The 12990-nt window shown below is 37.0% G+C and carries 7 protein-coding genes; all 7 read right to left on the reverse strand.

Annotated features, from left to right (window positions below; translation table 11 throughout):
• Window positions 1-51: 51 nt before the first annotated feature.
• A complete protein-coding gene (locus J2Z44_RS14910) occupies window positions 52-426 on the reverse strand; it encodes a hypothetical protein (RefSeq protein WP_021283101.1) in 375 nt (124 codons plus the stop codon).
• Between the two features lie 31 nt (window positions 427-457).
• Entirely contained in the window at window positions 458-2506 is a 2049-nt protein-coding gene (locus tag J2Z44_RS14915; protein WP_021283100.1) for a S8 family peptidase, read from the reverse strand.
• A gap of 100 nt (window positions 2507-2606) precedes the next feature.
• On the reverse strand, window positions 2607-4556 hold the full coding sequence (locus tag J2Z44_RS21870) for a S8 family peptidase (RefSeq protein ID WP_209649761.1): 1950 nt from the start codon (window positions 4554-4556) through the stop codon (window positions 2607-2609).
• 283 nt (window positions 4557-4839) lie between these two features.
• Complete coding sequence (locus J2Z44_RS14925) at window positions 4840-6741, reverse strand: S8 family peptidase (protein ID WP_021285535.1); 1902 nt, start codon at window positions 6739-6741, stop codon at window positions 4840-4842.
• Window positions 6731-8935, reverse strand: coding sequence for a S8 family peptidase (locus J2Z44_RS14930; RefSeq protein WP_021285536.1), 2205 nt, complete (start codon window positions 8933-8935; stop codon window positions 6731-6733). The genes J2Z44_RS14925 and J2Z44_RS14930 overlap by 11 nt, the downstream gene beginning before the upstream one ends.
• Window positions 8922-10844, reverse strand: a complete 1923-nt coding sequence (locus J2Z44_RS14935) for a S8 family peptidase (RefSeq protein ID WP_021285537.1) — start codon at window positions 10842-10844, stop codon at window positions 8922-8924. The genes J2Z44_RS14930 and J2Z44_RS14935 overlap by 14 nt, the downstream gene beginning before the upstream one ends.
• 116 nt (window positions 10845-10960) lie before the next feature.
• On the reverse strand, window positions 10961-12910 hold the full coding sequence (locus J2Z44_RS14940) for a S8 family peptidase (protein WP_021285538.1): 1950 nt from the start codon (window positions 12908-12910) through the stop codon (window positions 10961-10963).
• Window positions 12911-12990: the final 80 nt, after the last annotated feature.

Genomic DNA, 12990 nt, shown 5'->3' on the forward strand with positions numbered 1-12990 from the left:
AAGAGCTTTATTAATACAATAAATAAAGTTCCTACTCAAACCATAGACAGGCTATGCATTAGAATGTAGAAACTTTATTAAAACATATATATTAATAATTTCTGGAACACTTTCCAAAACCTCATTAAGCATTCCATTTTGTACAAATAGAAATGCAAAAAACTCCCCAGTGGAATATACCTCTGCATAAGAAATCTTATCTATGCTACTCTTAATATCTCCAACATATTCAATGAGATAAACTTCATAATCTTCACTTTCATAGTATTCTCCTGGAGTTTTTTTCTCTAAGTTCTTCTTTATTTCAGGGGAAGCGTCTTCCCTCCTATCATCATAATCGACTTCGGGAAGTGTTGATTTTTTTCCTTTACCTCTATTTATAGTTCCTTTATAAAACTCTTCATATAAAACCATATCTTCTCTCATGAATCACTCCATCCCCTCATTAAGGTAATAGTTATCTTTTTAAGTTTTTATATATTTCTCTAGGAATACAAATATACAACCCAGAGAAGTTATACTCATCACAATACATTTTGTCTTTATTTCTTACAGAAATTGATTTATTTTTTAATCCTTCTATACTATAGTTCCTTTCTAAGGACTTGTTTAGATTTTCAAGGAGCAACTCTATGCTTAGTACCCCATAGCCCCACTGTGTATTAGGATACATTAAATCCGGTTGCTTTATTGTAGAGGCAATCATATAGTTTCTTGGTTTTTGAGGATACATATCCTCATCATTCTTCTCTACTATGCCCCACTGCATTAAAATAGCTCCTGTACCTGCTACAATTGCCCCTGCTACTGCCATACCACTTACTACCTGAAGCTGATCCTTTAACCCAGTAGTTAAGATTTTTGTAGCTGCGCAGGTTATAGAAGGTTTAACTCTTCCATCCCTTGTAAAGCCTCTTCCGGATTGGGGAAGTATAGTGTTAGTGCTTTGATCATATCCAGCAGTAGTTATAATATCTCTTGCGGTGCCTGGAGACATTATAGTAATATCAGCATCTGAATCTAAAAATCTAGTTCCAGGCTCCAAAAGTTCTCTTTGCTGAAGCCAGCTATCATATCTTCCCACAGTAACAGACTCCCCAGTTACAATGAACTCCCAAATTCCTCCAGTAATATTTCTAAATAGTATTTCTCCTCGTTCTTCCCCTAAGCCTTGGGGCACAGCAAAGAACTGAATCCTTACTTGAGTGTCCCCAATGTTGAAGGAAAGGAACTGATTTTTCTTAGGGATTTCTATAACCTCACTAGTTTCTCCTGAAGGGGCTTTTATACTAAAACTAAATCTATCTAATCTTAGAGTGTAAAAATTTAGAAATAAGTTCCTTTCTTTATCATCTACCTGAAGCCTAATTGTTGATGTGTTATTACTTTGAGTTAAGGTGCCACTAACATGGGTATTGCTATTTCCTTGATTGCCGCTATTAGTTACTACTAAAAAAGCTCTTCTTTGTGAAAATAAATCTATATATCTTTCTGTTACAGTGGTTCCCTCATGTCCTCCTAAATTGCTTCCCACTGGAATATAAACCACCATTGGCTTTCTAAGTTTTTCCTGTAACTGACCTAAGTACCTTATAGCTGAAGTTATATCAATACTTTCATAAACATCAATATTTGTATCATCTAATCCAACAAATTCCCTAGTTGCTCTTTTAGCCTTGTTTAATTTCACAATGGCAAAGGTACAGCTTGAAACCATACTTTTAAACTCTTCATCCTGCTTTAGTCTTCTCCCACCAATTATTCCAGCTAAAGCAGTTCCATCACCAAGTTGATCAATATGAGGCACTATATCATAAGGGTTCTTACCAACGGCCTGAGCTTTTATAGCTTCATTTATTTGTGCTTTACTATATTCAGTTCCTTGAACTAACCCAATTGGAGGTGAGCCCTGTTGATTACTTTGATCCCATATAGCTTCAATTCTTGTTTCACCTTGAGCTGTCATAAACCTAGGGTTTAAATAATCAATTCCTGTGCTTATTACCCCAACTACTACTCCTTGCCCATCTAAAGTTACAGTTCCTTTATCTATAGCTTTAAGATCTGGAGCCTCATTAACAGTTTCAAGCTGAGATAGAGTATATGGAAAGCTACTTTGAATATTTATTATTTCAGGTACATCCTCTAATAGCTTATTTACCATTCCTTTCTTAACGTAAACTACTGCAAAAAATTTTCCTGGGAAATATATATCTACATAATCAAGTTTATCAATGGATTCTTTTATATTCCCTACATACTCTATAAAATAACTTTGATAATCCTCACTTAAGTAATATTCCTTATCTGTTTTCTTAATTTTTGTGGTATTCTGCTGCTCATTAGATGGCTGATTTTCTTGTTGTTCTGGTGCTGATATTTCTCTTATGAGTTTTGATATTTTCCTATTTTCTTTGGTGTTTATATGGCTCAAGTTTAAGCTTTGTAAAGTTTCATAATTTTTATTATCTATATTTTTACTATAAATTCTATCCTCTTCCCTCATAGCGCTCCCTCCTTCAGTCCCTCAAAATTCTATACCTTCATGAAAAAGTTTCTGTGAAAGCTATCCTCAGCCCCTCTTCCTATACTTACTCTTCTTTTTTTCAACTATCTTTGAGTACTCTTTGGTTAATTTCAGGAGGTATACTTAAATATAAACTACTAGGATTCTTTAAAGTCTGCTTTTCTTTAACCCCTTTGTCTTTTTCCTCTTTTTTTTTACTATCCACCTCGCTATTAGAGAATTCTTCTACCGTTGAACTAATTCCTCCATTAACTTGTGGAGCTGATATATAAACATCCTCTCTTAACTGATTATCTCCACCATAAGTTCCTATACTTCTTGATGCCACCTCTTCATTCCAAACCTCAATGGCATTTCTTACACATACTGTGCCATAGCCCCAGGTTGGACTCGGATAATCTACATCTGTTCTAGTTCTTCTTGCACCCTTTAATAGAAAATACTTAAGTCTTTGACCATAAAGATAAGGATCTCTTCCCATTACTAAGCCCCATTGGGTAAGTAAAGCCGCCCCCCCTGCTACACTAGGTGTTGCCATAGAGGTTCCTGATAAGGAATCGTACCCGCCTCCTGGTATTGGTGCCTCGATATTCTCCCCTGGTGCAATGATATCTGGCTTTACAGGAACCAACAATTCATTTCCTCTTCCCGAAAAACTTGAAATGGTACCAGTAACATAGTTATAGCTTCCCACAGTGATGATAGATGGTACTGTCCCTGGAATTCCTACGGTATTATAAACACTTGGATTTAAGAATCTTGTATTAGGATTTAACCCCTCTGCAATAGGCATCCACATGTCATATCTTCCTTTAATTCTACCTCCTGGAGTAGTTAAAATTAAGGTCCACACCCCTGCACTTAAAAACTCTGCTTGAGCTACAAGACTTATAACTATTTCTCCATTAATATTAAAAGGGGTAGGTCCACTATTATAAATATAATAAGCATCCGTTCTTATACTACCTTCTATAAAGGGCCTTGTAAGTCTTAACACCCCAGTTCTGCTTCCATTAGGTGCTACAATGTCTAAACTTACATCTTTTAAAAAGGACTTATAAAGCTGAAATATTATTCCTCTCTCTTCACTTGCAATATTAACATTTATTCTAAGCTCTTCCTTTAGTTCTCCACCACTATGATGAGCTTTATCACCCTCATTGCCTGCAGCAATAGCAATAGTTACTCTTTCTAAATTTGCTATGGTCTCAATATATTGTTCTAAAAGGCTATTTCCATCATGAGCTCCATCATTTGTACTGAAGCTTATGTTAATCACAAGAGGCTTGTTAAGTTCATCTGCCCTTGTAACAAGAAACCTTATGCCCCTCATAAGCTGAGTACTTTTAGCATTATTTTGTCTTCCCTCTCTTGTCATTTTAACCATAGCTATAGAGCTTTGAGGCGCTACTCCTATATATCTTCTCTCTATGTTTCCTCCTGCACAAGCAATCCCCGCTACATGAGTTCCATGCCCCACCCTATCTACTTGAGGAACTATAGCAAAAGGGTCTGGGGATCTTAGTGCAACATTAATTTGTTCTCTATTATATATTTTTCCACCGTCGTCTAGATCATAGATGTAATCTATTCTTGTATCTCCATTGGCTTCTCTAAAAGCTGGGTGTGTATAGTCTATCCCTGAATCAATAAATCCAATTAAAATTCCATTTCCATTTAGCCCATATATCTGCGCTGCCTCAGTGACACAGGCTGCTCTGTTACTTGGTTCAAAGGATAAAAACAGATTTTTAGGAAGTTCTATATAAAGTATCTCTCTTATGTTTGCAACATCTCTCACCACATTAACATTCACCGTTACAATGCCATAGCCAAAGCCTAAGTCCTCAAAGGTCCCTCCTAAGGCCTGAACCTGAGCATTTACTGCTTCTCTGTTGTCTCCATATAAAATAGCTAACTCTATTTGTTGTGATGTGAGGGTGTCTTCTCCAAATATTGGTGATAATTTAGACTTTATTCCCTGTGGTAGATTTAAAAGTAGGTTAAGTAATCCATCACTTTTTTCCAATGCTACCCCTCCCACAATATTCTATATATACATCTTATGCCACTTCATAGTTTTTGTTATCAGTACAATAGGATTTTCCATAAAATCTCACATAAAATACCCTGTAAACTACCGTTAAATATTATTACGATAAATTACAGGGTATTTCCCATGTTTTTTTTACTTCTATATAACTTATATTAACAATTAGCTAATCAATAGGAGGCAAATATCTGTAGAAGGCAGTTTTTCTTGGATGTTTAGTAATGTAAGTTATATAACTTTATATAACTTACATTATTATCTATAGCAACCTTTCCATAACCTGTGGTGGTATGTTATTGTAAATATCTTTGCCAAATACCTCCACTGCACCTTCACTATTATCTCTAATGGCAGGAACATTTGATTGAAGATTTCTTATTGCATTGAAAGTTCCTTCTAAATCTAAAATTCCATAACCCCAATCTTCGTTTGGATATATATCTCCTGGTCTTTTTCTAGTTCCTCTAATTAGATAAGTTCTAACCTTCAAAACATACATATTTGGGTCATTTCCATCTACAATTCCCCATTGAAGTATTAATGCTACTGCACTGGCTAGAACAGCTGTAGCCATACTAGATCCTGTATAGGTAGTAGTTCCTCCTCCTACTGCTGCGGTTAACACATCTACCCCTCCCGAAGTAATATCCGGCTTAATTCTTCCATCGCGAGTAAAGCCCTTTCCAGAACTAGGATATAAAATATTTAAATCTTGGTTATAGGTGGCTGTAGCCAATACACTTCTACTTGTAGCAGGGATTTGAATTGTTATAAGGGGGTCTGGATTTAATAATCTAGTTTGTGGCCTTAAAAGTTCCTTACTGGACAACCATAAATCATATCTTCCACTGACAATAAACTCCCCAATGACCCTCAGTTGCCAAACTCCTGGTTTTATATTATTAATAAATACCCTAACAAAGGTATCTCCTGTTATATTTTCTGGGTAAAAGTAATCTACATTTATAGTACTCTGTTCAAACAAGAATTTGAACTGTTGGCTTTCCCCTCGCCTTATCGGAACTCTCTGAACAGCTTCTCCACTAGGAGCTATAATTCCAACAGATACCTTATCAGGCCTTTTAGTCCACAAGAACATGGTCAGCGCCACTTGAGCTGGGTCTACATTTATTTCAACAATCTGCACATCTCCTGTTTTTTGTAGAGTACCGCTACCATGATTTTCAGCTGTTCCTTGGTTTCCCGTCCCTGTAACTACAACTACTCCTCTATTCATTGAAACATAATCAATAAATCTCTCTACTGAGCTGCTTCCATCATGCCCTCCATAATTAGAGCCAAGGGGTATAACTATAACTAAAGGTCTGTTTAAACTTCTTTGTACCTGCATTAAATAACTCATGCCAAATATTATATCCGTACTCTCATAAATAGGTCCTACCCCTTCTACATCAAATATTCCAAAGGTCTCTAAGGAAGCTTTCTTTGCAGGCTTAAGTTTTACTATAACAAATTCACAATCAGGTGCGCCTCCTATTACTTCCCCTCTGCCTCTTCCTCCAGCAATTGAAGCAACGGCTGTTCCATGGCCTGTTTCATCTCGCTGGGATACAATAGAGTAGGGATCTCCCCCTGATAGATTTACCTGAATAGCAGAATTTATTTGCTCCCTAGTATACTCAGTTCCAAAATCATAGTTGGCTGGTGGCGGACCACTTTTTACAGTTTGATCCCATATGGATACAATCCTTGTTTTATCATCTTCCGTCATGAAATCTATATTTAAGTAGTCTATTCCGCTATCTAGTATTCCAACAAGAACTCCACTTCCTCTTAAATTTAGGAAAGGATTTTCATGAAACAATGAAATATTTGCTGTATTAATTGGGGATAGTGCTGTTGGAAAAAAACCTGTGCTAAACTCTATTCCAATTAATACTCCCACGTCTTTAAAAAGTTGTTCTTCCATACCTTTTCTTACGCTTACAATGGCATAAGCATTAGAAAAAATGTAGGCACAGGCGTAATCAACCTTTTGAAAAGCTGTAATAATATCTCCACTGTATTGAGTAATTATGGATACATAATCCTCACTTAAATACTTCTGTCCACATCCAGAGGAGGTTTGAAATACGTTAGGGTTTTGAAGCTGCTGTATATCTGTAAATTCTCTATGTGTTCTAGAGTTATTATCTTCCATCCCCATCCCTCCCATGAATTTTTAGCCCTATATTTGAAATTCTTAGCCTGTTATAAATCTCCTGTGGAATCCTTTTATAGAGTGTTTCACTAACTTCCTTATCATAGCTCCAATCTCCCCTTATACTATGTGAATCTTTTTTAATAAAATCCTGAAAGGTGTCAGCACTTCTATTTTCATTACCAAATCTACTTTCTCCACTAACTCTTAAATTTTCAAAAGTCCCTAGGAGATTTAAAGTGCCATAGCCCCATTCCCTGTTAGGATAAATGTCACCAATTCTTCTATTAGCTCCTGCTATTAGATATGAAGATACCGTTGGTCCATACATAGTTGGCTCATTTCCATTAACCACACCCCATTCTAAAAGTAAGGCGCAAGCTCCTGATAGCACTGCTGCTGCTGCACTAGAACCACTTATTGTAATTGTTTCATTATTTAAAAAAGTTGTTACTACATCTATCCCCCCAGTAGCAATCTCTGGCTTAACTCTATTATCTCTTGTGAACCCTCTTCCTGAATCTGCTTCTATGGAATTATTTCCTTGATTATAAAAAGCTGTTGTCACAATATTATATGCTGTGCCTGGCGCTGTAACTGTTGTATATGCATCTGGGTTAATAAACCTTGTATCCCCCTTTAGCAATTCTCTTTGTGGTAGCCAGCAGTCATATCTACCATCCACAATATACTCTCCATAAACTCTAATTTGCCAAATACCACCTCTAGAATTCTCAATAAAAATATGAATAACTTCATTTCCTGTTTTTTCCTCAGGCATAGCATACTCAACTCTTATTGTACTTCCTTCAAAAACTAGATTATATATCTCCTCCCCCTTTAGTTTTACTGGCACCTTTTCAATGGTCTCTCCACTTGGTGAAACTATTCCAATGGCAATCCTATCAGGTGAGTTCCCATATAACTCTAAGTGAACTATTTTCTCAGCTTCATCAATGTTTACCTCTATATTTCTTATTTCTCCAGTTTTTCTTAAAACCCCACTAGAGTGAGTGCTTGTATCTCCCTGATTTCCACTACCTGTGACAAACACAATTCCTCTTCTTGTAGCGTAATAATCAATAAATCTTTCTAGGCCAGAACTTCCATCAGCACCACCAAAATTACAGCTTAAGGGTAGAAAAATTACCATAGGTTTTTTGTATCTCACTTGTGCTTCAATTAGGTATCTAATACCAAGGGCAATATCTGCAGCATCATAAACTGGTACCATAGGGTCTATAATTCCACTTCTTAAAAGGGTGCTAGCCTTAGCATACTTAAGCTTTACTGCTATCAATTCACACTCTGGAGCAGCTCCCCTAGGAATCTTTATTCCTGTAGCTGCGGCAATCCCTGCCATTGAAGTACCGTGACCTATAGTGTCTCTTTCAGGAACAATGGCATAGGGGTCTTTATCTTCTCGCCTTGCCTGAATTGCCTGATTTATTTGTGTTTCAGTGTAAATACTACCAAAATTAAATCCCCTAGGTGGCTCTCCTGTTTCTATAGTCTGGTCCCATATTTCTAAAATTCTAGATTGCTTATCTATTGTCATGAATTCTTCATTTAAGTAGTCTATTCCAGTATCTAAAATTGCAATGATTGTACCCTTACCCGTTAATTTGAAAAACTCATTTTCATGAAACTGATTTATATTAGCAACAGAACTTGGGGAAAGAATGGATAAGGTAAAGGGATAGCTCCTTTGAAAGTAAATAAGTCCCCGAGCTTCTGCTATAAGTTGTTGAAGTCTTCCCTTTTGAACCGATAAAACAGCTGAAAAAGGACCTATGGGAAAAGCACAGGCATAATTTATGTTTTGTAAACTTTCATAAAACCCTTGTTCAACCTCAACTATATAGCTCTCATAAGCCTCACTTAAATATAAATCTCCACAGCCTGTAATATTTCCCTCTGCATCCTTTGTTCCTCCCAGTATAGGTACATCATTACTAGTTGGCTGCATATCCATAGTTGCTAATATAGAAGTTGGTGCTTGTGTTAATTTAGGTTGTTCTTCCCCTTGACTCTCATTTGCTATTGGTGGTGTTTCTGTAGTTTGAGTTGGTTGCTGAACTTCCGTTGCTGACGGTATTTCTGCTTGTTGTCCCTCTACTATTGGTGGTGATGTTAAAGTGGCCTCCTGCTGAAGTGGTTGAACTGGTTGGATGGCTTCTCTATCTTGAAGCATAACCTCTCACCTCCTTATCTCTGCCAAATCCTAACCTTTTACATATCTCTCTTGGCATTCTTATATATATACAGGCTGGAAGACTTTCAATATATATTTCAGTGATTAATCCCCTATTCTCATAATAACTTCCTCTTACTAGTGCGTTACTTTCCTGTTCTTGCCCTGCTATAGCATCAAAGGCTCCAGCAAGGTCTAGTATTCCAAAGCCCCACTCTGGATTTGGATATACATCTCCTGGTCTTTTTCTAGTACCTCTTATAAGATAGTTTCTTATTTCTTCACTATATAGCTTAGGATCATTACCCTCTACTATTCCCCATTGCAATATTAAGGCTATAGCCCCTGCTAAAACCGCCGTTGCAGCACTTGACCCAGTAACTACTGTGGATCCTCCTCCTACTGCAGTAGTTAAAACCTCTACCCCACCACTAACTAAATCTGGTTTAACTCTTTCATCCCTGGTAAACCCTATACCTGAAGAAGGCCCTAATACATTATTGCTTTGATCGTAATAGCCAGTGGCAATAACGCTTCTACTGGTAGAGGGAAGGGTAAGAGTCATAACATTACTTGGGGCAAGAAATCTAGTTGCTGGTTTTGCAATGGGTCTTTGAGGCATCCAAATATCGTATTTCCCATTAACTATAAAATCTCCATACAAGGTAAGCTTCCAGATTCCTGGCTTTAAATCGTTAAATACTATTAGGATAAGTTCATCTCCTGTAATAATTCCTGGGAAAGAGTAAACTACAGAAACTACAGTTTTCTCATATAAAAAAGTTTTTTTTCCTTTTCCATTTAATCTTGCTGGTATTCTATCCATGACCTCCCCAGTAGGAGAGGTGATTCCTACTGATATTCTCTCAGGGTAGTTGCACCAAAGGTTAAGGGCAAGCCCCCTTTGACTTGGGTCTACATCCATTTCTACTGTAGCTACATCTCCAGTTCTGGCTATAATGCCTGCTGTATGAGTTTCAGTATTTCCTTGGTTTCCTGTGCCTGTGACAAATACAAGTCCCCTCCTTGTTGATAGTAAATCAATAAGTCTTTCTACAGAAGAACTTCCATCATGTCCTCCAAAATTGCTTCCAAGGGGTATAAAAATCACCATAGGCTTTCGCGTAGCTCTTTGCACCTCAGTTAAATAATAAATTGCAGCTATTATATCTGAACTTCTATATATTCCAGGTTCATCGTAAACACCTATGTTTTGGAGATAAGTGCTATTTGTTTCTCTTAGCTTAACCATAATAAATTCACAATCTGGAGCAGCGCCTCTCATATCTCCATATCCCCTAGCCCCTATAATGCCTGCATCTGCAGTTCCATGACCATTTTCATCTCTAGAGGGAACTATGGCATAGGGATCTCCACCTGCCCTTTGAGCTTCAATAGCTCTATTAATATCTTCTCTAGTGTATTCACTGCCATATCCAAGATTAAAGGGTGCCCTTCCTCCTTCAATAGTCTGATCCCAAATTCTATCAATCCTTGTCTTATCATCCTCAGTCATGAACTCTCTATTTAAATAGTCTATTCCTGTATCAATCATCCCAACTATTACTCCAGTACCCCTTAAATCCAAAGTACCGCCTTGACTAAACTCAAGAATATTAGCTGCTTCTATAGGTGATACTTGAGTTAAGGTGTATGGATTTATTGGGTCTACATATTGAATGGTTTTACTTATTCTAAGAAGTTCCTGAAGCCTTCTTGCCTCCACAAAAATTATTGCATTAAATGGAGTTACTACTACTACTCTAGCAAAATTTATACCTCTAAATTCTTCTTCTACATTTCCTATATATTCTACAGTTAACATTAAAACTTCCGCTGGATCCCCATAGGTAAAATTGCCACTGATTTGCCTAAAGTCTAAATTATTGTAATTGCTTTTCTTATCCATCTTTCACCCTCTGATTATTGCTATATGGCTGTTTACACTCAAAAAATATGGAAGCTAAATTATATAGTAAATAGAAAGTCCAAGCTATTTCAGTAATTTTACTATGCTATAATCTTCTATAGATTAATCCTATAATATAAATCAATTGGTGTCCTTACTACTGTATTTATTGATAATTTATCTATGTGAGATTTATCCTTTTTCCTAAACTTCTCCTCCATATTTATATTATTCCTTAAATTATCTGAGTGTTCTTCACCCCTGTAAGACTCTGATATTTCCCTGTATTCCGTATTTCTCATACTTTGTAGTGTTCCTTGTAAATCTAAAAAGCCATATCCCCACTCAGTATTGGGGTATACATCCCCTATTCTTCTCCTTGCTCCTCTTGTTAAATAAGATTTTACTGTGGGACCATACATGGTTGGGTCATTTCCCCTAACTATTCCCCACTCTAAAAGCAACAAAACCCCACCAGTAAGTACCGCTGCTCCAACACTTGACCCTGTAGCTTCCACTGTAGTATTACTAAGTCCTGTAGTAGCTGCCATAAATCCACCTGTGGCAATATCAGGCTTCATTTCTCCTATTCTTGTGGGACCTCTTCCAGAACCAGCCATTATGGTGTTACTATTTTGGTTATAAAAAGCTGTAGTAATTACTGCTCTAGTAGTGCCTGGTGTTGTTAGCGTTATATATGGAGATGCATCCAAAAACCGAGTAAGAGGTTGCAGAAGCTGTCTTTGTGGCAGCCATACATTAAAATTTCCTATAACTATATATTCTCCTCTTATCCTTAGCTGCCATATTCCGCCCTTGGGTCTTTGAATATTAATTGTAATGTAATGGTCTCCAGTGGTATCCTCTGGGAGGTTATTGGTGATTAGCACAGTGCTTCCCTCAAAAACCAAGTTAAACTTTTCCTCAGTTTTTACCTTAGGTGAGACAGGGGCTATAATCTCTCCACTTGGGGATACTAACCCCACTGAAATTCTGTCAGGCTTTTGTGCCCATATAGCTAAAACTAAATTTTGCTCATTTTCATCCACAAATATTTCTACAGTTCTTACTTGCTGACTCTTGGTAAAAACACCACTGGCATGAGTATCACTGTCTCCCTGGTTTCCTGAACCAGCTACAAACACTAAACCCTTTCTAGTAGCAAAATAAGTTATAAATCTTTCTAGGGAGGAGGTTCCATCATGACCTGATAGATTAGTTTCTAGACTTAATAGCACTGCCATAGGTCTATCAATTTCAGATTGAAAATTAGATACATATCTTACTCCTTCAAGATAATCTAGTCCTTCATATATTATCCCTTTTCTTTCATCTATGCCTGCAAGTCTTAAAGCTACCATTTTTGCTTCCTTTAACTTCACAATAACAAAATTACAGTCTGGGGCTCCTCCAACCACCCCATTTAACCCTCTAGATCCCACTAACCCTGCCACATTGGTTCCATGTCCTATGGTATCTTTATGAGGAACTATGGCATAGGGATCTCCCCCACTATCATAAGCCTTAATTGCTTCATTAATTTGCTCCCTTGTATATACGGTTCCAAACCCCACCCCTGGACTAGGAGCAGTTCCTGGGATACTCTGATCCCAAATAGCCAATATTCTTGTGTTTCCATTTGCATCTCTAAATTGAGGATTTAAATAATCTATCCCTGTATCTATTATTGCTGCTATTGTTCCTCCACCTCTTAAGCTTAAAAAGGTATTCCCATGAAATTTCGTAATATTAGCCGCTACTACAGGCTGAATTTCACTTAAGGTGTAGGGCAAACTTGTATCTGCATTAATTATCCCTGGTACATCCTCAAAAAGCCTCGGAAGCATACCAACTCTTACTGAAGCTACATAGTAAAAAGGGGAAAACCTAAAGGCACAAGCATAATCTAATTTTTCGATTTGAGCTGATATATCGCCCTCAAACTCTACTAAATAATTAAGGTAATCCTCACTATAATATGCTTCATTACATATGGGGCTGTTTGAGCTTTCTCTTTTATCCTCTTCTTCTATTAATTCTTCTATGTTCAAATTTAAATCTTCCATAAAATCCCCCTAGTAAAAAACTCCCTATGATATGTTTATCATAGGGAGCTTAATTTTGTGCATGATTTTTGTGGATTTTC

The organism is Clostridium punense (assembly GCF_017874425.1).
Classification (GTDB): Bacteria; Bacillota; Clostridia; order Clostridiales; family Clostridiaceae; genus Clostridium_J; species Clostridium_J punense.

What these genes read in the sequence shown, in the direction of transcription:
- J2Z44_RS14910 (WP_021283101.1), bottom strand. Translation starts at nt 426, where the DNA reads ATGAGAGAAGATATGGTTTTATATGAAGAGTTTTATAAAGGAACTATA.
- J2Z44_RS14915 (WP_021283100.1), bottom strand. Translation starts at nt 2,506, where the DNA reads ATGAGGGAAGAGGATAGAATTTATAGTAAAAATATAGATAATAAAAAT.
- J2Z44_RS14925 (WP_021285535.1), bottom strand. Translation starts at nt 6,741, where the DNA reads ATGGAAGATAATAACTCTAGAACACATAGAGAATTTACAGATATACAG.
- J2Z44_RS14930 (WP_021285536.1), bottom strand. Translation starts at nt 8,935, where the DNA reads ATGCTTCAAGATAGAGAAGCCATCCAACCAGTTCAACCACTTCAGCAG.
- J2Z44_RS14935 (WP_021285537.1), bottom strand. Translation starts at nt 10,844, where the DNA reads ATGGATAAGAAAAGCAATTACAATAATTTAGACTTTAGGCAAATCAGT.
- J2Z44_RS14940 (WP_021285538.1), bottom strand. Translation starts at nt 12,910, where the DNA reads ATGGAAGATTTAAATTTGAACATAGAAGAATTAATAGAAGAAGAGGAT.